This is a genomic window from Citrobacter sp. RHBSTW-00524, assembly GCF_013747755.1.
GTDB lineage: Bacteria > Pseudomonadota > Gammaproteobacteria > Enterobacterales > Enterobacteriaceae > Citrobacter > Citrobacter braakii.
In genome coordinates this window covers 1,260,924-1,286,055 of record NZ_CP056421.1, presented here as the reverse complement: position 1 = coordinate 1,286,055, position 25,132 = coordinate 1,260,924, and the positions used below count along the sequence as shown (strand labels likewise).

General features: G+C 50.1%; 18 protein-coding genes, 1 other RNA gene and 1 pseudogene. 11 read left to right on the top strand and 9 right to left on the bottom strand.

Going from position 1 to position 25,132, the window contains the following annotated elements; translation table 11 throughout:
• From HV229_RS06190 to HV229_RS06170, 5 genes and pseudogenes are all read left to right on the top strand, one after another.
• Nucleotides 1-1,409: pseudogene (locus tag HV229_RS06190) on the top strand (TolC family outer membrane protein).
• Nucleotides 1,406-3,592, top strand: a complete 2,187-nt coding sequence (locus HV229_RS06185) for a type I secretion system permease/ATPase (RefSeq protein WP_181547095.1) — start codon at nucleotides 1,406-1,408, stop codon at nucleotides 3,590-3,592. The pseudogene HV229_RS06190 and the gene HV229_RS06185 overlap by 4 nt, the downstream one beginning before the upstream one ends.
• A gap of 7 nt (nucleotides 3,593-3,599) precedes the next feature.
• Nucleotides 3,600-4,763, top strand: a complete 1,164-nt coding sequence (locus tag HV229_RS06180; RefSeq protein ID WP_155398671.1) for an HlyD family efflux transporter periplasmic adaptor subunit — start codon at nucleotides 3,600-3,602, stop codon at nucleotides 4,761-4,763.
• Between the two features lie 72 nt (nucleotides 4,764-4,835).
• Nucleotides 4,836-5,199, top strand: a transfer-messenger RNA (tmRNA) gene (ssrA, locus tag HV229_RS06175).
• A 280-nt stretch (nucleotides 5,200-5,479) separates the two neighbouring features.
• On the top strand, nucleotides 5,480-6,460 hold the full coding sequence (locus HV229_RS06170; RefSeq protein ID WP_000019445.1) for an IS5-like element ISKpn26 family transposase: 981 nt from the start codon (nucleotides 5,480-5,482) through the stop codon (nucleotides 6,458-6,460).
• Between the two features lie 980 nt (nucleotides 6,461-7,440).
• Here HV229_RS06170 and HV229_RS06165 read toward each other — a convergent pair.
• Nucleotides 7,441-7,941 (bottom strand): anti-virulence regulator CigR family protein, encoded by a 501-nt coding sequence (locus HV229_RS06165; RefSeq protein ID WP_016154103.1) that lies wholly within the window; start codon nucleotides 7,939-7,941, stop codon nucleotides 7,441-7,443.
• A 309-nt stretch (nucleotides 7,942-8,250) separates the two neighbouring features.
• On the opposite strand from HV229_RS06165, the gene melR reads away from it, so the two are divergent.
• The 6 genes from melR to galE all read left to right on the top strand — a co-directional run bounded on the left by melR (nucleotide 8,251) and on the right by galE (nucleotide 15,212).
• Complete coding sequence (melR, locus tag HV229_RS06160) at nucleotides 8,251-9,189, top strand: transcriptional regulator MelR (RefSeq protein WP_053389478.1); 939 nt, start codon at nucleotides 8,251-8,253, stop codon at nucleotides 9,187-9,189.
• Nucleotides 9,190-9,382: 193 nt separating this feature from the next.
• The gene (gene nhaC, locus HV229_RS06155) at nucleotides 9,383-10,843 is read left to right on the top strand and encodes a Na+/H+ antiporter NhaC (protein WP_181547093.1); all 1,461 of its coding nucleotides are present in this window, start codon (nucleotides 9,383-9,385) and stop codon (nucleotides 10,841-10,843) included.
• A 124-nt stretch (nucleotides 10,844-10,967) separates the two neighbouring features.
• The gene (locus HV229_RS06150) at nucleotides 10,968-12,140 is read left to right on the top strand and encodes a PatB family C-S lyase (protein WP_181547091.1); all 1,173 of its coding nucleotides are present in this window, start codon (nucleotides 10,968-10,970) and stop codon (nucleotides 12,138-12,140) included.
• Between the two features lie 154 nt (nucleotides 12,141-12,294).
• Nucleotides 12,295-12,930 carry a carbonic anhydrase gene (locus HV229_RS06145; RefSeq protein WP_047499502.1) on the top strand — a complete coding sequence of 212 codons (636 nt, stop codon included), beginning with the start codon at nucleotides 12,295-12,297 and terminating at the stop codon, nucleotides 12,928-12,930.
• Nucleotides 12,931-13,189: 259 nt separating this feature from the next.
• On the top strand, nucleotides 13,190-14,128 hold the full coding sequence (locus HV229_RS06140; protein ID WP_181547089.1) for a hypothetical protein: 939 nt from the start codon (nucleotides 13,190-13,192) through the stop codon (nucleotides 14,126-14,128).
• A 67-nt stretch (nucleotides 14,129-14,195) separates the two neighbouring features.
• Nucleotides 14,196-15,212, top strand: a complete 1,017-nt coding sequence (galE, locus tag HV229_RS06135) for a UDP-glucose 4-epimerase GalE (protein WP_016154109.1) — start codon at nucleotides 14,196-14,198, stop codon at nucleotides 15,210-15,212.
• Between the two features lie 46 nt (nucleotides 15,213-15,258).
• On the opposite strand, the gene HV229_RS06130 is transcribed toward galE, so the two are convergent.
• The 8 genes from HV229_RS06130 to HV229_RS06095 are packed head-to-tail and all read right to left on the bottom strand — an operon-like array spanning nucleotide 15,259 to nucleotide 25,130.
• On the bottom strand, nucleotides 15,259-16,650 hold the full coding sequence (locus HV229_RS06130; RefSeq protein WP_181547087.1) for a DUF4832 domain-containing protein: 1,392 nt from the start codon (nucleotides 16,648-16,650) through the stop codon (nucleotides 15,259-15,261).
• Nucleotides 16,651-16,681: 31 nt separating this feature from the next.
• Nucleotides 16,682-17,089 carry a hypothetical protein gene (locus HV229_RS06125; RefSeq protein WP_016154111.1) on the bottom strand — a complete coding sequence of 136 codons (408 nt, stop codon included), beginning with the start codon at nucleotides 17,087-17,089 and terminating at the stop codon, nucleotides 16,682-16,684.
• Nucleotides 17,090-17,091: 2 nt separating this feature from the next.
• Entirely contained in the window at nucleotides 17,092-18,204 is a 1,113-nt protein-coding gene (locus tag HV229_RS06120) for a glycosyltransferase family 4 protein (protein ID WP_181547085.1), read from the bottom strand.
• 1 nt (nucleotide 18,205) lies between these two features.
• Nucleotides 18,206-19,417: a glycosyltransferase family 4 protein gene (locus HV229_RS06115; protein WP_181547083.1), complete on the bottom strand. Its 1,212-nt coding sequence runs from the start codon at nucleotides 19,415-19,417 to the stop codon at nucleotides 18,206-18,208.
• A 14-nt stretch (nucleotides 19,418-19,431) separates the two neighbouring features.
• Nucleotides 19,432-20,421, bottom strand: a complete 990-nt coding sequence (locus HV229_RS06110; protein ID WP_094762192.1) for a glycosyltransferase — start codon at nucleotides 20,419-20,421, stop codon at nucleotides 19,432-19,434.
• Between the two features lie 4 nt (nucleotides 20,422-20,425).
• Nucleotides 20,426-21,796: a hypothetical protein gene (locus HV229_RS06105; protein WP_016154115.1), complete on the bottom strand. Its 1,371-nt coding sequence runs from the start codon at nucleotides 21,794-21,796 to the stop codon at nucleotides 20,426-20,428.
• Nucleotides 21,793-23,004: an oligosaccharide flippase family protein gene (locus HV229_RS06100; protein ID WP_115190319.1), complete on the bottom strand. Its 1,212-nt coding sequence runs from the start codon at nucleotides 23,002-23,004 to the stop codon at nucleotides 21,793-21,795. Before HV229_RS06100 ends, HV229_RS06105 begins: the two co-directional genes overlap by 4 nt.
• On the bottom strand, nucleotides 23,001-25,130 hold the full coding sequence (locus HV229_RS06095; protein WP_181547081.1) for a tyrosine-protein kinase domain-containing protein: 2,130 nt from the start codon (nucleotides 25,128-25,130) through the stop codon (nucleotides 23,001-23,003). The genes HV229_RS06100 and HV229_RS06095 overlap by 4 nt, the downstream gene beginning before the upstream one ends.
• Nucleotides 25,131-25,132 lie beyond the last annotated feature (2 nt).

Here is a 25,132-nt window from a genome sequence, read left to right as displayed (position 1 = left end):
ATGAGAAATGTCGCGCCTGTTGCCTTACTGCTGGCATTAACGCTCTGTACCCTGCGGGTGAATGCCGAAGATGAACCGCAAATTATTACGCCGGAAGGCCTGGCCACCAGCCAGATGCTGCCCTCGCTGGACGGCGCGGTTGCCGATCTGCCGCTGAGCGCTGCCGCCCCCGGCAGCCTGACGCTCAACGACGCAGTGAGTCGCGCCGTGAGCTGGCATCCTTCTATTCATGAATCCATCGGCAAACTGCTCTCACAAAATGAGCAGATCGACGTGGCGAAATCAAAATATTACCCTCAGGTTTCTGCCGGGATGAACAACGGTTACAGCAATACTTATACCGATCACGGCTTTAGCCCGGCCCTGGTTATTTCAGTGTCGCAAATGCTGTACGACTTCGGCAAAGTGGCAAGCCAGGTCCGCGCTGAAACCGCCGGATCCGCACAACAGCAGGCGAATGTGTTACTCAGTATTGATACCATCGCCCACGCAACCGCCAACGCGATAGTCCAGGTGCAGACGTGGCAGAAATGGTGGACGCCGCCGAAGAGCAGCTCAGCGCCTTGAACGGTATTGGTCGGCTGACCCGTCAACGCAATGATGAAGGGGCAACCTCGCTATCCGACGTGGTGCAAACCGATGCGCGTATCGAGTCTGCACGTTCTCAGTTGGCGCAGTATCAGGCCAATCTCGACAGCAGCAAGGCAACGCTGATGAGCTTCCTCGGCTGGAACTCGCTTAACGGCATCAGCAACGAATTTCCGGTCAAACTGGACAGCAGTTGTGATGTGGTCAAACCGGACGATAAGCTGGTTCCTGCGGTGCTGGCGGCATGGGCGCAGGCGAATGTGGCCCAGGCAAATCTCGATTACGCCAACGCGCAGATGACGCCCACTATCTCCCTGGAGCCGTCGGTTCAGCACTATCTCAACGACAAATACCCCAGCCATGAGGTGCTCGACAAAACCCAGTACTCCACGTGGGTAAAAGTCGAGATGCCGCTGTATCAGGGGGGCGGACTCACCGCCAGACGCAACGCCGCCAGTCACGCGGTAGAGTCTGCACAGTACTCCATCCAGCGTACCCGACTTGAAGTACGGCAGAAATTACTGGAATCCCGCAGCCAGGCGATGAGCCTCGCCACTGCCCTGCAGATCCTGCGTCGCCAGCAACGGCTGAGTGAACAAACGCGCGAGCTTTATCAACAGCAGTATCTGGACCTCGGGTCACGCCCACTGCTCGACGTGCTTAACGCCGAGCAGGAGGTATATCAGGCCCGTTTTGCTGAACTCCAGACTCAAAACCAGCTGCGCCAGCTCCAGTTGAACTGCCTCTATAACACCGGCTCGCTTCGCCAGGCGTTCGCCTTAAATAACCGCAGTATTCAATCGGTGGAGATAAAGCTATGAGCGACGTCGATACACATGCGGAAGATGCGATTGGCGAACACGCCCTGAGCCAGTGGGCGCAGGCAATGACGCATATTGCCAGCCACTATCGCGTTGCCTGTTCGCCCGGTGCAATCCAGGCCAACGCCCCGTGGTTTGCGGGAAAAAGCCGAGCTATGGCCCTGTCGCAGCTGGCGCGTCAGGCGGGGCTGTCATTTCATGCGCTGGATACCGCCACGCAGGCGTTCGGCCAGTGGCGTCTGCCGGTGGTGGCGGAACTGCGCGACGGCCAACTGATGGTGATAGAACATTTCAACGGTGAAGATGCGTTGGATGTTTTTATCATCGCCGAAGAGGGCCAGCGTAACCGACTCACAGTTGCAGAACTTCTGCCGGAGATCGTGAGCATTACCGCGCTGCGCCCGCTGTCGGCGCTGAAGGACAGTCGGGTAGACCGCTATATTTCGCGCTTCAAGCCCGACTGGATGCGCGAACTGGTGTTACAGGACATCCGCCCTTACCTGCCGGTCATGATTGCCGCCTTTCTGATTAACGTCCTGTCGCTCGCCGGGATTATCTTTTCGATGCAGGTCTATGATCGGGTGATCCCCGCCCAGTCTTATCCAACGCTGTATGTTCTCTCCACCGGCGTTCTGGTGGCGGTGCTGTTTGGCTTTTTGCTGCGCGAAGCGCGTACCCACATAATGGACCTGCTCGGCAAACGCGCTGATATGCGCATTTCCGATCGCGTGTTCAGCCACGCATTGCGACTGCGCAACAGTGCCGTCCCCCGCTCGACGGGGAGCTTTATTTCTCAACTGCGCGAGCTGGAACAGGTTCGCGAGATGATCACCTCCTCGACCCTGTCGACGATTGTCGATCTACCGTTTTTCTTTTTGTTTATCGTGGTGCTGGCCTTTATCGCCCCGCCGCTGGCGTGGATAGCCCCCGTCGCGGCCCTGCTGATGATCCTGCCTGGTTTGCTGTTACAGAAGAAACTGGCGGTACTCGCCAACCAGGCAGCACATGAATCCACCCTGCGCAACGCGGTGCTGGTCGAGAGCGTTCAGGGGCTGGAAGATATCAAGCTGATGCAGGCGGAAAACCGCTTTTTACAACAGTGGAACAGCTACATCCGTATTACCGGAGAGTCCGGACTGCGCACGCGCAAGCTGACTCAGGGGCTGATTGGCTGGGGCATGTCGGTACAAAGCCTGGTCTACGCCGCCATCATTATGTTCGGCGCGCCGATGGTCATTGAAGGCACAATGACCACCGGGGCGGTGGTGGCCGCGTCGATGCTCGGTTCCAGAATGATTGCCCCGATGGCGAACCTGTGCGGCGTGCTGGCCCGCTGGCAGCAGGTCAAGGCGGCGAAGATGGGGTTAGACAGCATCATGCAGCTTCCCACCGAAACGCAGTACGATGAAGACCGGGTGCATCAGGAGATTTTTCACGGCCATTATCTGTTTGAAAACGCGCACTTTCGCTACCACAGCGACGATCAACGCGTTCCGCTGCGCATCTCACGTCTGGAGGTCATGCCCGGCGAACGGGTGGCGATCCTCGGGCGTAACGGCGCCGGGAAATCAACACTGCTGCAGGCCATGGCGGGCGGCGTGGAGATTATCCAGGGCGATGTCCGACTCGATAACCTGAGTCTGGCGCAGATCGATATGGCCGATTTACGCCGCAATATCGGTTTTCTCAGTCAGAATGCGCGGCTGTTTTTTGGCACCCTGCGCGAGAACCTGACCCTCGGCGCACCGCATGCCAGCGACGGGCAGATCTTCGAAGCGCTGGAGGTCAGCGGCGCGGCGGCTTTTGTTAAACAACTCGCCAAAGGGCTGGCGCACCCCATTATGGAGGGCGGCAACGGTCTGTCCGGTGGACAACGGCAGTCGATCCTGCTGGCAAGAATGCTGCTGCGATCGCCCAATATCGTGCTGCTCGACGAACCCAGCGCCTCGCTGGATGAACATACCGAACGAGAGTTTATTCAGCGCCTGAACCAGTGGCTGGGCAACCGAACATTGATTGTCGCCACCCATCGCGTACCGGTTCTGGAGCTGGTCGAGCGCGTAGTGGTGTTAAAAGAAGGTCAACTGGTCATGGATGCCCCGAAAGCGCAGGCGCTGAATGCGAGCCGGGCACCAGCCCCTACTCACGGTCGGGAGTGGAAAAATGAAAACCAATCCGCATGACGCTGCTATGGACGACCTCGATATCCGCCGCGAGCACCGTTTTTCTGGGTCCAGCCGCATTATTCTGCTCAGCACGCTGCTGTTTGCCGTCCTGGGTTTCTGGGCGTATTTCGGCAAGCTGGATGAAGTCTCGACCGGCAGCGGGAAGGTAATCCCCAGCTCGCGCGAGCAGGTTTTGCAGTCGCTGGATGGCGGTATTCTCGCCGAGCTCACGGTACGCGAAGGAGATAAAGTACAGGCTAATCAGATTGTCGCGCGCCTCGACCCCACTCGCTCTGAGTCCAACGTTGGGGAGAGCGCCGCCCGCTATCGCGCCTCACTGGCTTCCAGCGCAAGGCTCAATGCCGAAGTTAACGATCTGCCGCTCGTGTTTCCCGCTTCACTACGCGCCTGGCCGGATCTCATCGCCTCCGAAACACGCTTGTATAAAAGTCGCCGCGCGCAGCTCGCTGATTCTATGGCAGAACTGCAGGATGCGCTGGTCTCGGTAAATAAAGAGCTGGCCATAACCCAACGGCTGGAAAAAAGTGGTGCCGCCAGCCACGTTGAAGTGCTGCGCCTGCAACGACAAAAAAGCGATTTAGGATTAAAAATCACCGATCTGCGCTCACAATACTTCGTGCAGGCGCGGGAAGCGCTGTCAAAAGCCAATGCCGAAGTGGATATGCTGGCGGCTATTTTGAAAGGACGCGAGGATTCCGTCACCCGCCTGACCGTGCGTGCGCCGATGCGCGGTATTGTGAAAAACATCCAGGTCACTACCATTGGCGGCGTTATCCCGCCCAATGGCGAGATGATGGAGATTGTACCGCTGGACGATCATCTGCTGATTGAAACCCGCCTGTCTCCGCGCGATATCGCGTTCATCCACCCCGGCCAACGGGCGCTGGTGAAAATAACCGCTTATGACTACGCGATTTACGGCGGTCTGGAAGGCGTAGTCGAAACTATTTCCCCGGACACTATTCAAGACAAAGTGAAACCGGAAATATTCTACTACCGCGTGTTTATCCGCACCCATCAGGACTTCTTACAGAACAAACTGGGACGCCATTTCTCCATCGTACCGGGAATGATTGCCACAGTGGATATAAAAACAGGTGAAAAAACCATCGTCGACTATTTAATCAAACCGTTTAATCGCGCAAAAGAAGCGCTGCGTGAGCGGTAAATCCTTGAGGATTAGGGGTTGCGGGGGCTGGTCACGCGTGTCACAAGTCTGTTATACTTGCTCTAACACATTGGGGCTGATTCTGGATTCGACGGGATTCGCGAAACCCAAGGTGCATGCCGAGGGGCGGTTGGCCTCGTAAAAAGCCGCAAAAAAATAGTCGCAAACGACGAAAACTACGCTTTAGCAGCTTAATAACCTGCTCTGAGCCCTCTCTCCCTAGCTTCCGCTCTTAAGACGGGGATCAAAGAGAGGTCAAACCCAAAAGAGATCGCGTGGAGGCCCTGCCTGGGGTTGAAGCGTTAAATCTAATCAGGCTAGTCTGGTAGTGGCGTGTCTGTCCGCAGGTGCCAGGCGAATGTAAAGACTGACTAAGCATGTAGTACCGAGGATGTAGGAATTTCGGACGCGGGTTCAACTCCCGCCAGCTCCACCAAAATTCTCCATCGGTGATTACCAGAGTCATCCGATGAAGTCCTAAGAGCCCGCATGGCGCAAGCCCTGCGGGCTTTTTTGTGCCCTCAATTTGTCCCACGAAGTCCGAAGAGAACTAATTAAATCCGAACCTTTTAGGCCCATTGATAGGCCCAACGAAAAGCTCTATTGTTTTCGTTGGGCCTAAACGCAGGGATACTTACACATACTTAAGGAAGGTGCGAACAAGTTCCTGATATGAGATCATCATATTCATCCGGAGCGCATCCCAGAGGGACATCATGAGCCATCAACTCACCTTCGCCGATAGTGAATTCAGCACTAAGCGCCGTCAGACCCGAAAAGAGATTTTCCTCTCCCGCATGGAGCAGATTCTGCCATGGCAGAATATGACCGCTGTCATCGAGCCGTTTTATCCCAAGGCGGGCAATGGCCGACGGCCCTATCCGCTGGAGACCATGCTGCGTATTCACTGCATGCAGCATTGGTACAACCTGAGCGACGGTGCCATGGAAGATGCCCTGTACGAAATCGCCTCCATGCGCCTGTTTGCCCGATTATCCCTGGATAGCGCCCTGCCGGATCGCACCACCATCATGAATTTCCGCCACCTGCTCGAGCAGCATCAACTGGCCCGTCAATTGTTCAAGACCATCAATCGCTGGCTGGCCGAAGCAGGCGTCATGATGACCCAAGGCACTTTGGTGGATGCCACCATCATTGAGGCACCCAGCTCGACCAAGAACAAAGAGCAGCAACGCGATCCGGAGATGCATCAGACCAAGAAAGGCAATCAGTGGCACTTTGGCATGAAGGCCCACATTGGTGTCGATGCCAAGAGTGGCCTGACCCACAGCCTGGTCACCACCGCGGCCAACGAGCATGACCTCAATCAGCTGGGTAATCTGCTTCATGGAGAGGAGCAATTTGTCTCAGCCGATGCCGGCTACCAAGGAGCGCCACAGCGCGAGGAGCTGGCCGAGGTGGATGTGGACTGGCTGATCGCCGAGCGTCCCGGCAAGGTAAAAACCTTGAAGCAGCATCCGCGCAAGAACAAAACGGCCATCAACATCGAATACATGAAAGCCAGCATCCGTGCCAGGGTGGAGCACCCGTTTCGCATCATCAAGCGGCAGTTCGGCTTCGTGAAAGCCAGATACAAGGGGCTGCTGAAAAACGATAACCAACTGGCGATGTTATTCACCCTGGCCAACCTGTTTCGGGTGGACCAAATGATACGTCAGTGGGAGAGATCTCAGTAAAAACCGGAAATAACGCCAGAAATGGTGGAAAAAATAGCCTAAATAGGCTGATTCGATGTGTTTGCGGGAAAAAAATCGGCCCAGATCCGCGAAATTTTAATCAGCGAGTCAGCTTGGGAAGAAATGACCTGCTTATTCGCACCTTCCCTAATGGGTGATCATCAACGATTATCGCGTTCATTGCGTATAAGAATCCCGATAAATAAAGAGAGGCGATGGCTATCGAGCAGGTGAGCCTTAAGCATTATAATTTATAAAAAGAAGGCGTTATCAGGTAAATCCTAACACATTCACACGTATATTTATTAGTTTTTTATAAAAACGAAGAATAAGGCATAAATGCAACACTGCACTTTACAAATTTTAAACCTTGAGCCTATCTAAATATCAAACCATTAACACAACCAAAAGGAATATTCCTACACGCGTAGGATAAATCTCTCATTTATTATGATTCATTCTTAATGCCCGGGGTCATATAACCAGGGGGAGTTTTCATCACAACGGCAAAGGTGTATATGCAGAATAGCTATCTAAGAATCATTTTTATACCAGGTCAAATCTGGAGAAAAAGATAATAAACCTGCTGATTTGATAGTAAAACGCCCTGTGGCCCAGGAATCAGCAGAGCCACAGGAGTCAGTCATGAATCAGGCTTTACTGGGCAACGCCCCAATAGCATGGGAGCTTTTCACGGTCAGCGTAACGACGGCAGAACATAACAGCGCGGCAATCATAAAGATAGATGAGTCCGGTAGAGTACCGGACTCTGACAGAGTAACAATGAAATTACAGTGTCCAGGTATAGGGGTTCAGTGCACGGTGAGACTCCCTTGCGCACTCACTGGTATCTGAGCCTCAGAGAATTGATATCGCTGAGGTGAACGGAACCCTGAGCCGGAATCACATGTTCTCCATACATGCTTAACTGAACGGTATTGCGCGTAGCGCGGGCTTGTGGTGGTTAAGTACAGGGATACTTAATCAAACACACCATTGATAACCGCGGTGACAATTGCCGTGCTCAGTGCAATCAACACCAGATTGTCGCCAACAACCTGCCATTCATAACCCGGGTAATACGGCAGTTGATTCAGCATCGAGGATGGGACACTTTTCTTAGCGATCCCCGGAGGAAGTGGTTTTCCTCGCGCCAGATTTTTGGCGATGCCCGGAGGCAGTGACTTATATCCCGTCAAACCATATCTGACGGCATACTGCCTGGCCACGTTATAGCTAATATCACTATCAACATGGTCCGGCTTGCCATAATTTTTACGCTGTTCCGATTGCGAGTTGTTTTTTGGGCCTGGGTTTCCTTTCTGGCTATGACTGCTATTACCCTTATTCCCACTATTACCATGGTTGCCGCTATTACCATTTCCGTTGCCATTACCGGGGTTAGCCGAAACGGGGATAGCGCACATCGACATCGCGGCAACGGCAACTAAAGCCGTTGCTAAAGTACGGAGCCTGGACATGATGATTCCTTAAGATATGGATACATACAAAATGTATGGTATTGCGTGAATATTGGCTATCGCTATGAATCCGATTTATTGGCAGAAAAACGCCGTCGTTTTGCAAAGTGAGCAGCTTTGATTGACCGTTTTTTAAATTAAAAACCGCCATTCCCGTTAACTCAGATCGGCAAGCGACAGGCACAGGATCTGAGTTTTTGGGAATAACTTCGCGAAAATGGAGAGAAAACGGCGTTTTTTTTCGGTTAAGCTATGTTCATGCTTTGGCGCTACCCATGGTCAGATTCACTATTCAGGAACCCACCCATAATGGCAAAAAGTACCCCGCAGCTGCCGCTCGACCCACATATGTGTCGCAGCTATGAAAAAAAGTCGCGAAGTCCGCTGGCGCTCTACTCAGAGTATCAGCGGATGGACGTCGAGCTGCGGGCTCCGCTGGCCATGACCTACAGCCACTGGCACGGTCAGGTTGAAGTGAATGTGCCGTTTGATGGCGATGTGGAGTACCTTTTCAATGACGAAGTGGTGAAAAGCAAACAGGGCTTTATCACGCTGTTCTGGGCCTGCACCCCCCATCAGCTGACGGATGCCGGGCACTGTAAACAGATGGCCATCTTCAACTTACCGATGCATCTGTTTTTGTCCTGGCCGCTGGACAGGGAACTGATCAACCACGTGACGCATGGGATGGTGATCACGTCGCTTGCCTCGCAGCAGCTGAGCGCTTTTGAAGTGCAGCGCTGGCAGATTGAACTCAACAGCGACAATGAGCAAATTCGTCAATTAGCCATTGATGAGATTGCCCTGATGCTCAAGCGATTTAGCCTCGCTGGCTGGCGGCCAGTGCTGGGTAACAAAACATCGCGCACCCAGAAAAACAGTATTTCACGGCATTCACAGTTTTACGTCAGCCAGATGCTGGAGTTTATTGCCGCAAACTGCGACAAACAGCTTACGGTCGATGCTATTGCCGAACACGTTAAGCTCAACCCAAATTATGCGATGGGCATTTTTCATCGCGTGATGCAACTAACCATGAAACAGTATATTACTGCAATGCGCATCAACCATGTGCGGGCTTTGCTCAGCGATACGGATAAAACAATTCTGGATATCGCTACAATTGCAGGTTTCCGATCCAGCAGCCGTTTTTATAGCTCATTTCATAAATACGTCGGCATGCCGCCGCAGCAGTATCGCAAACTGAGCCAACAGCGCCGAAATCATTCACCTTATGCCGAGGGGTAATTTATTCGTCAAACTCACTCTTACCTTACAACCAAAATATAAGCGTCAGAATAGCAGGTCAAAATAGATAATCTGCAGCAGTTAATAAAATAGGGTTCAGACATGAACTCTGGCAACTATGTTACTCAGTTATGGGTGACCTGTAGCAGGTATTTATTTGACGTGTTCAACCATTAACGATTGGGATGGAATTATGGAATTAAATAGCTGCACCGCCAACAACAGAAAGCCATTGTCTTTCTTTTGGTCAGTTTTACCCATGATAGTCATGCTGGGTGGCATTAGCATCGGATATTTTATCTTCAATATTCGAGCTGAACCCATGATCCTCGTGGGAACCGCAACCGCCTCGTTTATCGCCATCGCTCACGGCTACACGTGGGATGACATTCTACAATCTATTTGCAATAAAATATCTGAAGCGCTTCCTGTCATATTAATCGTCGCCAGTATCGGTTTCTTAATTGGCGCATGGATGGTGTCAGGCACTATTCCAATGATGATTTATTATGGTCTGAAGTGGATTAACCCGCAGTATTTCTATATTTCAGCATTTATGCTGGGAGCGCTGATCTCAGTCTGTACCGGCACCTCCTGGGGATCTATCGGAACCGTCGGGATCGCCATGATTGGCGTAGCGATTGGTCTGAATGTTTCGCTGCCCATTGCTGCTGGCGCTATTGTCTCCGGCTGCTGGTTTGGTGATAAGCTTTCTCCGGTTTCTGACTCAACCAACATGGCGGCGCTGGCTGCCGGTGTAAACCTGTACTCGCATATCGGCCATCTGCTTTGGACCACCGGCCCGGGATTTATTATTTGCTGCGTCGTATACAGCTATATGGGCATGGACATTGATGCCTCATCCAGCGCGCCAGCCAATATCACCAACTTGATGAACGCTATCGGCCAGATTTATCACTTTAACATTCTGCTACTGTTGCCACCGATCATCGTTTTGTATGGCTCATTGTCAAAAAGACCGCCAATCCCGATGCTCTTTTTATCCACAATAGTCTCGATGATTCTGGCATTAGCCTTTCAGCAATTTACCGCATCATCGGTTGGCGAATCCGTGGTTAGCGGTTTTAAGCTCGCGATGCTCACCGGAGATAACCTGCCAACACTGTCATCAGATGTTTCCCGCTTACTGGAACGAGGCGGCGCCATTTCAATGTTTAGCAGCTTCGTCACCGTCTTCAGCGCCTTCAGCTTTGCCGGCGCAATGAGTGCGACAGGCTCTTTGCACACCGTCATAAACGCGCTCACGAAAGGCGTTAAATCCACATTCCGCCTGGTGGCCACCACGATTGTGACGACGTTCACCATCTGTGCCTGTACGGCAAATGGAACCTTGCCACTGCTGCTGTGCGGTGATGCCTTTAAAGAAGAATATAAAAAACGAGGGCTTGCGACAAAGAACCTCTCGCGTACTACCGAAGATGCCGGAACCGTTGTCGAACCGATTATCCCCTGGTCTGCCTCAGGCGTTTATTGCGCCACGATGCTGGGCGTGGCGACGCTTGATTATTTGCCATGGGCAATCCTCTGCTACAGCGGCATCATCTTTGCCCTGCTGTGGGCAGCCACCGGTATTGGTATTGCTAAATATGAACCAAATGAAGCTACAGAGCATATGGTTGAGCAAAAATCATAGGCTAATAAATAGCTAAATATTGGCTACCACCAGGGTAAATTTAATATATCAATTAGATATACAGAAATATTCTTCACTGTTGCGTTGCTTAAACTATTTTTCAGAGACTGTCCAGGAGTCAGCAATGTCTTTGTTTGATGATATTGTCATAAGGGATGTTAATTGCCGTAAATACGGTCAATTACAACAGATGTACGGCACCACCGATGTATTACCGCTGTGGATTGCAGATATGGATTTTGTGACGCCAGAGCCAATCATGAGCACACTGCGTTCAGTGGTGTCGCAGCCGGTACAAGGCTACAACCTGGATTATCCGCAATGGAAAGAGTCCGTTATTCATTGGTATGCGCAACAGTATGATGTCGACATAAAGCCACACTGGTTGCATTTTATTCCCGGCGTCATAAAAACTATCGTGCTCTCTCTGATGGTGTTTACCCGACCAGGTGATAATATTTTAACCTGTACGCCAATATATGACCCCTACCCTAATCTGGTAAATACCAGCGGCAGGAATTTGATTCAAACGCGCCTCATTGAGAAAGATGGTCATTACGAATTTGACTGGCATGATTTCAGCGAAAAACTCAAGCAGTGCAAAATGTTTCTTTTCCCTTCGCCGCATAATCCGGGCGGTATGGTGTGGTCGCGGGAAACGCTGGAAAAAGTAAGTCACTATTGTCAGCAAGCTGGCGTCATTATTCTCTCCGATGAAGTGCATAGTGATTTAACCCTGCCAGGCAAGCGCCATCTGCCGTTTTTTACTTTAGACGAAGCGACAGGGAGCCAGTCAATCGTGCTGACCTCAATCAGTAAAACCTTCAACACGGCGGCGATCCAGGGCGGAATTGCCATTATTAAAAATAATGAATTACGCCATCAGTTCTATGGTTTCCTGGATAACTGCTACCTTGCCGAGACACATTCATTACAGCAGGCGGCCATTTACAGCGCCTTTACCCATTGTGGCGACTGGCACCAAAAATTATTAGCCTACCTGGCCGACAATGTGGCGTTTGTTAAAAGTGAAATTGAAAAGCACTGTCCCTTAATCTCCATTGTGTATGGCGGAGCATCGTATCTTCTGTTTCTGAACGCGGAAAAAATGAATCTTAGCGATGAACAGCTAAGCGCATTTTTTGTGCAGGAAGCAAAACTGGGTCTGTCACCAGGCGCGCAATATGGCTCCGGCGGAGAGGGTCACATGAGACTCAACGTTGGGTGCCCGCGCTCGGTACTGGTAGAAGCGATGAACCGACTGAAAGCGGCGTACCAAAAACGACAGAACGCGTAGCGCGCATCACACTCTTTGCCCCGCCACGGTGGGGCAAAACTATACAAAGATGTTGCAGAACTGCTATAAAGTTTTTCCGTTCTGTCGGCTGGTGTTAAACTGGAAAGTGTGATCTTCATCATAACCTGCTTAAACAGAGAAAAGAGACACTGCTATGCAACATATCATTGAGGGCTTCCTCAACTTCCAAAAAGAGATTTTCCCTCAACGTAAGGAACTCTTTCGCAGCCTGGCATCCAGCCAGAATCCCAAAGCGCTTTTCATCTCCTGTTCCGATAGCCGCCTGGTGCCAGAACTCGTTACTCAACAAGAGCCCGGACAGCTTTTCGTTATCCGCAACGCCGGTAATATCGTTCCGTCTTTTGGACCGGAACCCGGTGGCGTATCTGCTACGATTGAATACGCGGTTGTCGCACTTGGCGTGACGGATATCGTCATCTGTGGACACTCCAACTGCGGTGCGATGAAAGCCATTGCTGATAGCCAGCCTCTGGATCCGATGCCCGCTGTGGCTCACTGGTTGCACTATGCCGATGCCGCGAAAGCCGTGGTTGAGAAGAAAACCTGGGAAAACCCAATCGATAAAGTTAACGCCATGGTGGAAGAAAACGTTATCGCACAGCTCAATAATATTAAAACGCATCCTTGCGTCGCGGTTGGGCTGCGAAATAATGCGCTTCGTCTGCACGGCTGGGTATATGACATCGAAAGCGGTGAAATCCGTACCCTGGATAAAAACAGCAAAACCTACGTTTCCCTTGCTGATAACCCGCAGGTGCATTTCGAGTAAATCGTCCACTGGAGCAAGGATGCTCTGGAGAGCTTTTACCTACTTTTGTGCTATAGACAAAAAACGCACTTGCAGCTAGTTTTTTAAATAGCCGTTGATGTTTTGCTTTTGCATCGGCCTTAGCTCATCCATTCAGTATTGCAACAGATTGCATGTATTTAGAGTTAAAACAGCTGTTCACCTGAGTGTTTTATCAAAATTATCTAGCAGCGATATCAATTCTGATAATGGTGCAGGCGATAAAAAGGAGCTGACGCAAATGCAAGCGAAATTAAAACGAATAATAAACATGTTATTCTATCATGAATCATGGGATATCATGATTATTAAGGATCATGGTACACACCAATTCCCAGATAACACACTGGATATATTAAATAAATCCGCTGCACAGCAGTTAAAAAAGGAATATACGTTTCAAGCCGATCCTTTTCTTATTGAAAAAGATGATAAACTGTATGTTTTTTATGAAGCTTTTAGCTTTCGCAACTCGAAAGGCACGCTCCGATGCCGTATTCTTGATCGTGAACTGGTTGAAATTGATGACGTGAAACTTGAAGGTTTTGACGACCTGATGTGTCATTTGTCATTTCCGTTCCTGATTAATATTAACGATCAGCTCTTCATGATTCCTGAATCATCAGAAAGAAAAGAAGTGATACTGTTTCAGTCAGTAGAGTTTCCTACACGCTGGAAGAAAATTAAAGTTCTAATCTCTGACACCGAAGTGACAGATAACATTTTTCTTTCAATGAATGAGACCTGCTATCTTATGTCGACCACCATGGATAATAAAATAATTATTCATTCGGCAGAGCATCTTCACGGACAGTGGCAGAGAATTACTCCTGCATTGAAGGTGAGCAATCATCATCATCGGGGAGCGGGTGCGCCTTATCTTGTCGATAACAAAATGTATTTCTTAACCCAGGAATGCACACCTGAAACATATGGAAAATCTATCTACATCAAAGAATTAGTCACACTGAATGACGCTACTTTTGATGAGAATCTGATCGAACAAATCAATTCGTCGATCAACCACAGTGACGGCGTTCACACGCTAAATTTCTCAAGTAACTATATTGCCTATGATACAAAAATAAATAAGTTCAGTCTGTTGGCAATCTTTAAAAAAATATCCTATAAGTGTATGATAAAATATAGAAACGTATACCTTTCCCGGCAAAATAACTGATCCCCTGGATCCTTGGGTGGTATTGGTGGAAAATCGCTCGGGTTTTTAGCATTTTTCTGGAGTCTGTATGGCTATTCTTGTCACTGGTGGTGCAGGTTATATTGGTTCACATACTGTTTTAACGCTACTGGAAAGAGGCGATGATGTCGTTGTCATCGATAATCTGGCAAACGCCAGCCGAATCTCGCTGGACAGGGTCGCGGAACTCACAGGAAGGGAACCCATTGTCTATATCGCTGATGTTCTCGACAGGCAGGCATTAAAAAACATTTTCGCCAACCATAACATCACCGATGTCATTCATTTTGCGGGCCTCAAATCGGTTTCCGAGTCAATAAAAGAACCCCTTGCTTACTACGAAAACAACGTCACTGGAACGCTGGTTTTACTGGATGAGATGCTGGCCGCAGGCGTTAATCGATTCATTTTTAGCTCATCAGCTACGGTATACGGTAATCCGGAAAGCGTGCCGCTGAGCGAGCAATCGCGTACGGGGGGAACCACCAATCCGTACGGTACCTCTAAATTAATGGTCGAACAGATTCTGGCCGATTTCTCCCGCGCGCAGCCCGATTTCCGCATTACCTGCCTGCGCTATTTCAACCCAGTCGGCGCCCACCCATCGGGTCGAATTGGTGAGGATCCCAACGGTATCCCCAATAACCTGGTGCCGTACATCTCCCAGGTTGCGATTGGCAAGCTGAAAACCGTGTCGGTGTACGGCAATGACTATCCAACCCCCGACGGCACCGGCGTTCGTGATTATATCCACGTCATGGATTTGGCGACCGGCCATTTAGCCGCGCTGGATAGCCAGAACAAAGGCGCTGCCTACAAGGTGATTAATCTCGGTACCGGGGTCGGTTATTCCGTGATTAATCTGATTGAGGCGTTTGAAAAAGCGGCGCAGAAAAAAATAAGCTATCAATTTGTCGACAGAAGGCCCGGCGACATTGCCGAATGTTGGTCTGACCCGTCACTGGCATACAAAGAGTTGGGCTGGAAGGCCATCTACAACCTTGATGAAATGATGCGTGACACCTGGAACTGGCAAAAAAACAACCCGAATGGTTATAACATCTGATGTACCCGGCAACGAGCCTGAGCCTCAGGCTCGTTGCCATGACGGGTTAGCGTGCCGTTATCGTTGATACGCGATACCAGCCGCTGCTCTGCTTTCCTTCGTTGGCAAAGTTAATTCTTGCCGCCCCGGATTTATCCAGCATCGAAACCTCAATGGCGTATTGCCCTTTCGCCAGTCGGCCCGGCATGGGCAATGCGTAGCTAACCTGATAAACGCCGGGGAGCCAACGTCGTATATCATCCGCCGCATTCCCCTGCGCCACCACCTTATTGGCGCTATCCACCACACGAAATGCCAGCGTGTAGGGCAGATAAATCGGTGCGATACCTTCGTTATACCAGGTACTGTTCAACCTCAGCGTTTGTCCGCCGTCCCACACGGACTCATGGCTCAGAGACGCTAAGCGAAACCGATAGCCCAGTTTGGTCAGCGCATCATCAACAATCGGTCGATAATCGCTGGGTATCGCTCTCGATTTCAGGTTGATCGTGCTGGCGTGCTGCTTGACCGCCCAGTCAAAAATGCCCTGCACTTCGGCACGCGTATAGTGGAAGGTATTCTTCCAGTCCTGCATATATGAACAGATTTCCAGACTGACCGGCGCACGTTTCCAGGCATCGTTAAACCCCGAATAGCTCTGCTGTGCTGCCAGTAATCGCTGCGGGTAATCATCGGCCATATGGCTCCAGGAGTCCGAAAATACGCGCAGGTCACCCCAGCAATCCGCCCGCCATCCAGCCCCTCGAGCCACCGCATTCGCCAGGCTTTGCCCACCGCTCATCAACATTATTTTCGGCGTCGAAGGGAAGGCAGAAAAGTGCATTGCGACGTAGCGGTCTAACTGCGCGGTGGTGTACTGCTCCAACAGTGGTTTCAGATCAGGGAAATTGCTGTTATGCCATTCACCCCAGGCCCCCACCATGCCGATATCCACAAAAGCGAGATTCGCATTACCGTCGTAGCGTTTTCCGAATGCGTTCAGCAGACGCTGGCTGTACTCAATAAACAGCGGGTCGCTTAAATCCGGAATAAATGTTTTATTATCGGGCGTCCAGCTGCCTTTCACGCCTTTTTTAATCAGCCAATCGGGAATTTTGGTGCCATCCCCCGGATCGGCAAGCACCATAAAGCGCAGCCCGACATTCATCGTGGGACGATGCGCTGCCGCGTATTTGAAAGCATCATCCACCAGCGCAAAATTATACTGACCTTCAACAGGCTCCAGCTCTCGCCAGTAAAATCGCTCGTATTCAAATCCGGTATTGGGATAATCCGCCAGACCCAGCGTTTCACCGTACCCCTGATGAAAACTTGCCACGCCAATCCCCGGATTGGTTAGCGGGCCCGTTAATGCTTTGGGGGTTACGGTCGTTAATGCAGACATAACCGCCAACGGAAAGGACATCAACAACAGCGCAGAAACCCATTTACACTTCATCGCAGTGACGCCCCCCACAGGTTTGTTTACGCTAGCGGTTTTTCAGACTTAACCACCAGTCCCATATACCCACATGAAAATTTTGGAACACATCAATACCTAATGCTGATTTGATCATATACAGCGTCAGCAATACGCAGCAGGTAACGAACAACACGGCTATCAGCAGCAAAAAAGTGAGCAATATTCTCGACAGGGTCGATTCCTGACGATGCTGCCGACGCAAATCTCTGCCAAACAAAAAAACCAGATAATAGCGTTTACTGAAAAAGGGAAAGCTTCGGCGAATATCGATCTGATGCCGCGAAGTCAGAGTCGAGGCCAGGATCGCTTTTTCCACCCCTTCTTTTTGTTCAGGGGTCAACCCTTGCGCAATCGGCTCGTCAAGATGAGCATAAAATCGTTCGATGACGGGAGGACGATTTTGAGGACTGGTCAAAATTAACCTATATCTTTATCAATTGAGTGATAGACGTTAATCGTCTTTTTGGCGATTTCATGCCAGTTATAGTTTTGCAAATATACACGATAGTCCACGCTATTGGTTGCCGCCCACTCGGTTAATTTTTCGGCCAGGCTGGTCACATCCCCCACCTTAAAATAGGCCTCGGACGGCAGTTGAACTTCGAGGTTAGCCGGAATATCACTGACGACGGCAGGAAGAGAAAATGACATCGCTTCCAGCAGCACAATGGGCAATCCTTCATGGTATGAAGGCATCACAAACAGCTGTGCCTGCGAAAACACCGCCTGAAGCTCATCACCACGCAAGAACCCCGTCATCACAACGCCAGGGGTGTCCGCGGCAAGCTTTTTGAGGCGAATGCTGTATTCGGTCGGATGATCCGCATCGCCAATTAACACTAACGGCATAGTTAAACCGCTGCGCTGATAGGCGGCAATGGCATCATGCATCCCTTTTTCTTCCACAAATCGCCCAACCACCACGAGGTAGTTTTTCGGCTGCAGCCCAAAGCGGGAGAGCGTATTGTCGATGGTCAGCGCAGATAACGACCGCGGCTCGTTGACGCCATTGTGAATTAAATGCGCATCATAGCGAGCGTGTTTTTTCTGGATCAGTTGATTAATAACCTCAGAAATCACAATCACTTCGTTGGCATATCTCACAGCCCAACGCTCACCCAGCAGCAATATTTTTTTAGCAACGAATCCCCATTTTTGACGATCGTAATCAGGTCCATGGTGGGTGAACACCACCTTCTTCCCTAACATGCGTAATAATGGGATCACAAGCCCAGGCCCGATAGCATGGACATGCACAATATCTGAATGGTCGATACTTGTCCTAAATGCCGCTAAAACGGAATGGACAATCGCTTCCAGCGAGCGCTTTTTGGGTGCCCACAGCGCGTAGGTTTCAACTTTCTTATATAACGATCGTTTGTAATTTACATACGGCGAGCGTGCAATCACGCAAATATCAACGTCCAACTGCTGCTTAATGGCAGGATATAGATTCTGACAGTGTGTCTCCACCCCGCCCAATACATCGGGAATACCACGCGTACCAAAAACCGTTATTTTTTTACTCATACTATGGCCTGCTCAGCAGTTCTTTATAGAGCGCCAGTAGAGTATCCATATGTTTACTCAGCGCATATTTTTCACTCAATCGCGCACGACCCTGTAAGCCCATGACCCGCGCCTTCTCTGGCGAGTCGGCCAGTGCATCCAGCGCATTTGCTAACTCCTGCGCATTGCCAGGTTCGAATAAAATCCCTTCGATTCCGTCACGAATTTGTTCCGGGATGCCACCGATGCGCGATCCGATCACCGGCTTGCCTAAGGACATCGCCTCTAATATCGCCATAGAACAGTTTTCATAGCATTCTGAAGGAAGGATCACTGCCCGCGCATGCTTAATAAGGTTATCGAGAGCTTCCCCTTGTTGCACATAACCTAAAAACTCAACGCCCGGGTATTGGGCGACTAATTCATCGTGCAGTGGACCGTGCCCTACAATTTTCAGCGGCGCTTTGTTCTGCATTTTCTCATGCGCCGCCAATAACGTTGCCACGCCCTTTTCACGGCTCAGGCGACCGAAGTACAGCATATAGCCCGCATCGCTTACCTCACCCAGAGGACGGCTGTCATCAACGCCATTGACGATGACATCAATGCGCGAATTCGGCAGCGTACGCAACAATACGCCGCGTAAAAAGACGCTCGGCGAAACGATCACATCCAGCGCCTGGTAATTTTGCGCAATATACTGCCAGGTCGCCTCTAAAGAGAGCAGGAGGCTTTTTGAAGCAGAGCCTTCCTGGCATCGATACCTGAAGGCATTGAAAACCGTCCCGGTAATACAGGAATCACACACTTTACCGTCGCGCAGCATGGAATAGGCAGGACAGACGATCTTATAGTCATGCGCGGTCAACACCGTTTTGCAGCCAAAATTGCGGGCCACTTTAATCAACGCCGGCGTTAACTGATGGTAAATGTTATGGAAGTGGACGATATCCGGACGCTCTTTTTGTAGTAGCGCCAGCATCTTTTTGCAGGCCTGCGAATTATGAATAAAGTTAACCGCCGTTTTGAGCCCGCCCAGCAGATTGCGCTCTTGGTGGTAGTCCACATTGCTGACGAAATAATCCGCATAGTCCGAAGGGAAATTGTTCTCATGCTGCATCGAGAAATCAATAACCTGCACTCCGGCCTGTTTCAGCATCTCGCGCTCTTGAAAATAAACGGTTTCCGCGCCGCCTTTAATGAAAAAAAACTTATTCACTAATAAAACTTTCATTGCGCCAGCCTTAGTTATTCATGAATGATTTTACTGTCAGGCGGAGTCAACGGATCGCGTACTGGTTTAGTCAACCCTTTAACAAGTCCCGCAGAAAGCACGGCCAGGTTCATTACGCTCTGCAATCCGTTCAATAACGATCGATTCTGCACGGTTTTCAAGATAATAAAGGCTAGCAAGGGTAGAAATGCAATATCGAAAAGTTCGAGATTGAAGGTCACCGCCGCAATAAACAAGGCAATCAGATACACAGAAAAAATCGCCTCGTTCTTAACCATTTTTAACGCTTTGCCGAAATAAGGTTTTCCCCACGCACAACGTAAAAGCTCGCCCGGTGCCTGATAGTATCCACTTTTCCAGCGGTGCTTCAGCATCTGAAAGGTCGGCATGGTATGCGAAGTATGAATAAAATACGGAATATTCAGACGGCGTAGTTTATAACCCGCATCGAGCAAACGCAGGCCAAGTTCGGCTTCTTCATAAGCGTGCAAATTACGGTTGGTGAGATAACCAATTTTCTCAATCGCAGAGCGGCGATATAACCCACCACCGCCTAAATGGTCGCTATCTCCAAGCGGATAGATTTTACTAATACGCTGCTTACGCGATTTAAATTCATAGTTAACGGCATCGTCCATTTCAACGGTTCCTGCGACACCTGCATATTCCGGCTCAGCCTGCAAAAAAGCGACAGCCTGATCCACAAAGCCCTCTTCCAGCTCCATGTCGCCGTCCATCAGCAACAGATATTCCCCTTCACTATACAGATAACCTAACTGATGCCCGACGCCGCAGCAGCGATCGCCTGGGTCAGTTAAAGAGACCACGGTCACCCCTCTATCGATCGCAAGCTGTTGGGTGTTATCCGTTGACAGGCTATCTGCCACTATAATTTTATGTGGATAATCAACAAGCTGCCTGCGGATACTGTCTATCGTTTTCTCAATACATTCAGATTCATTGAGTGTTTTAATACTCACTGAAATAAACGGTTTTTGGTCCATACAATTACCCTACACAGCGAAGGACGGTTCGACGAATCACTAAACTTGATCCTAGTGATAAATAGAACAGGAATTGTAACATCGGTGTAATCATCAGTATCTGGCTGTAAGGTAAGCTAATTAAGCAACTGATAGCAAAAGCGTTAAACGCCGGTGCAAAGCTCAGCAACTGAAGATCCTGCTGGTCCAGTTGTTCAAGCGTCAGTAATGGCTTTGGCTGACAAACTTTCAGGATATAAATGAATAAGCTAATAAAAAGTAACGTGCCGATCACCCCGACTTCCCACAGCAGCATACTCAGGGAAGTCGAGTCGAGAATTAAGTTATAAATGATATTCAAAAAGCCCGGCGACACCGTACTCCCGCTGTTAGTGGCGTTGAGCCCGTAACCAAATAACGTTCCTGAAAGCCCCCACAGATCGTTATTTTTCAACCAGAACAGGAACGTCGTAAAGCGCCCTAACTCCCCGGTAGACATGATGTAGTTCGGGTCAAAAATATAGCTTAAGGAGTCGATGAAAATGCTTAACGAGCTTTTCGACGGATCGCCGCCAAACGCGGAAGAATAATAGTACGCGAGGATCACTATCGACAGGCTAATAAGCAGCAACATGCCCGCCACAATAACCAACAGCGTTTTCAGATTAACCTTACTGACGTCTTTGACGTAGCTCGGTGAGATCCACACCCACGCGAGGAACAGAGGTGACAGCAGAATAACGAACTTCACTTCACCAATAATACATAGCCCGATCCCAAGAACAATGTGCAACGCCATGGACTTGAACGTGGTCAATCCGTGCTTATACTCAGAGACTTTTAACAACATAATCAACAAGCAAAACAGGCCCATCGCAGCAGTGTTACCGCCCCCCATGGGGTCACCGCCAAACGTGCCAACCACGGAGTCCCATTTCTCATCTTCGCCACGCACCGCAACGCGCTGGGGAACGACCAGTAAAACCTGATAAATCATTACCGGGATTTGCGCGTAAAACACCCAGTACAGATAGCGCGTTGCACGGTAAATCTGCGACTCCCGGCAAAATCCCAGCAGCAAACAGATCATCACCAGTGACAATGCGATTTCATTTTTAAATGCCACAATCGCGACGGTGATCCCGCCCTGAATCAGCGTCGATGTTCCGGCCAGTATCAGGAACGAAAAATACAACGCCAGGACAATCGTCTCCTGCGCATCCAGCTGCAGCGAGCCATCACGCGTCTGCATCACCAATAATCCCACCATCAACAGGGTCAGGAAAAAGGGGATCCACAGCACCGACTGCATGCCGGTAAAGTATTGCACCAGGCCACACAGGATCAGCGTGACAAAGCTAAAAACCTGTAAATAGTATCCGGTATTCAGCGTCATAGTATCACCGGCTTGTCTTTCAGAAGATTGGCTCGCTTATTCATTTTCAGATAAATGAAGGCGTAGCGAATAAATGTCAGTGAAGAAAACAGGATAACCGACGTGGCATAATCTTTATGAAAATAGGGAATGACGACAAATGCGAATAACACAATCGCCAGCTGTTCCAGTTGGATACGCAGAAAATAGCGGTGGGAACCAAAAATAAGCTCAATCACCGTCAGAGGGCTTATCGCCAGCGCCGGGAATAAATAGGGCAACATGTAGCGCGACGTCTCAATGGAGTTAATCCAGTCTTCGCTAAAGCCCAGACGCATCACTATTGGATAGAAAATAAACACCCCGAGAGTACAGATAACCCCCAGAACCAACAGTAGCATCCGCACCCTGGTATATTCCTGATAATTAAAGGTGTTATTTCTGAAGTCGATAGACCACTTGGAAAAAATAGTATTGCGCACTGCGTTGCCGATGATCACCACCGGCGCCAGGCAAAAGCGGCTAACCACGGAAAAATAACCTGCCGTCAGCGCCGAGAACCAAAAGTTAATCAACATAATCGGCAAATTACTGCTGGCCATCGCCAGCACTTCCGCACTACCAACTTTGGTAATGTGATGGATATTTTGTTTGAAAAAATGCCAGTTACTGGCAGGTCGCAAATGTCTGGCCGCCACGGAACGAATATCAAACGAATGCAAAATACAGCTTATGGTCAGCAGCATCGTCGCGCAGGCCCATGACCAATAAAACAGTTGCACCTGATGCGTAACCAGAACCGAAAGTAATACCACCACAGAGACAGAGATGCGCTGGAAAATCAGAAAACGAAAATTGGCCGTGCGCAGCGACAGGTTTTCCGAGATTAAAACCCACGCCGTCGCCAGCGTCAGCAAATAGAGAAACAGGATGTTCTGGTGAAACAGCCACGCTGTCAGTACGGCGTACGGTAAGGCAATGATCGTGCTTTGGATCAGGCAAAAAACGACGTTCTGTACCAGTTCGTCGTCGTGCTGTTTTGGAATTAAAAGCTGCGATGCAAAGGTACACACCTGCGCGCCCACCACGGCGATGCTGTAATTGAGCGCATAAAGCCCCACCTCAGCCATATCGTACTTGTGCGAAATCAACCAGATAGACAGCGCACCAATCAACTGCGAGATGACTGATGAACCGGCTATCGTGGAAGCGCTCTTCAGTAGACTCATACCCGGCCTGGCGTCGTCATCAGTTGATCGGTACTGAAGTTAAGTGAACGCAGACCCTCCTGGGTTTCAAGATCTTTTTCTTCAACCGCATTGAGCACCGCACCAATCACCACGCCGTTATTTTCCTCAATCTTATCCAGCGCGCTGGCGATGTGTCCCGCCGACTCCACCCCGGCTTTCACTATGAAAACAACCCCATCGACGGCACGTTTGATCAGTTGAACATCCTGGCTCTGATTCACAGCAGCAACATCAATAATGATGCGCTGATAATGCGATTTCAGTTCGCGCATTAAGGGTTCAACGTGCTCCGACGACAACATCAGTAAAGAAGAGATGGTGCTCTTGCCGTGCGCAATAAAGTCGAGATTATCACTGAGCGTGATCCGCGCCTGTTCCAGCTGAGTCTCTCCGCGCAGCAGCTCAGCCAGGCCTGCGGATGTGGCTGATGCCAGTTCAGAAGAAAGCCCGCCCGTATTAAAGAAATCCGCATCAATTAGCAGCGTTTTCTGGTCAAAACTAAAGGAGTTCGCTAACAGATTCGCCAACAAAGAACGCCCATCACCGTGTTCCGTCGATGCCACGGCGAGCGTCTGTAATGGACGATTATCCAGCATAATCCGGGTACGGATACCGTGCACACTATCGGCATTCAGCGGGTTCTTCAGGATCATGTCGCGCACTTGCGCACGCCCTGAGGTTCCACTAAAACGACGGATTTCGCCCAGCGGGGTAACGTTGAGGCGCTTTTTCATGCGACTCAGGCTGGCGATTGAGTTATCCATTGCCGCTTTGACAATGAAATACATGATGCTGAACACGACCACCAGCATGACCACCATCACCAACAGCAGTGATTTATTCGGCTTCGCCGGGTTTAATGCGGGAACTGCGGGATCGTATAACACCGCATCGGCATTCACGTCGGACAGCGACAGCTCCTGAGTACGCTGAAAGAGCGATTTATACAGGTCTTCCATTTTATCTAACGACAGTTTTTGGCCGTTCCAGGCATCCCGTTTTGACGCTATTTTCTGGAAGATCTCTTTCTGCTGTTCCACCTGTTGCTGATAGTTCTTTTCATCCGCCAGCGCCGCCAGATATTGCTGACGTAAGCCGACTTTCAACTCACCCAACACCCGTCCGGTTTGGCTTTGGATCGACTGAACATCGGCCTCTGCTTTTAAAATGGCGGGGTTTTTTGGCCCATAAACTTTGCGCAGTTCAGACAACGTACGCTGCGCCTGAATCAACGCAATGCGCAGATCCTGAATCTGAGCGTGGTTAGAGACCGAAGGCAGCGAGATAACGCTCTCGGCGGACTTCCCTGCTCCATTCACCTCGTTATAAATGGATTCAGCGGCAATACGACGTTGGGTCGCATCGGCCAGGCGATTGGTCACGATACTTAACTGCTCGGTTTCAAAACCATCGATACCGCGAAAGGTCAACAGCCCGGCATTTTTCAGATAGCTTTCCATCTCTTCTTTTTGCTTCGCTATCGACTTCTGAATCTCTTCCATTTTTTCATAATTCAGTTCGCGGGCTTTCTCTACTTTCTGACGCTTTTGCTCGACCGTATAGTTGATGAAAGCCTGCGCGACGCCGTTGGCGATATCAGCCGCAACCTGGGGCGAAGTTGATTCATAGGTAATAGAGGCGAGGTTCGTTGTCCGAATACCGATGACATTCAGGTTTTTCGACAACGTTTTCAGCGCCTGCTCCATTCTCAGTTGCCGACTTTCACTGCTATCAGCGCCCTGAGCATCGGCTTTTTCCCCGGTAAATGCCGGGTTTTCATCCAGCTTCATATCGCGAACGGCTTGCTCGAGCACAATTCGTGAATGCATCAACGCATATTGCGTTTCGTAGTAACCACTGCGCGTTGAATCGAAACCATCAACCTGTGGGAACGGAGAAACGTTATCGGCCTGCGCCTTAATCAGCACCGTCGCCGTTGATACATACTTTGAGGACATCATGCTGATCAACGGATAAGCCACGACACCGGCAACGATTCCGGCCAGCGCGATTTTCCAGGCGTTCTTTTTCAGCGCTTTGGCAAAGCGGGAGAATTCAACAGTGCTTTCTCGTTTTTTGCCGTTTTCCACTATTGATAGTTTCATCG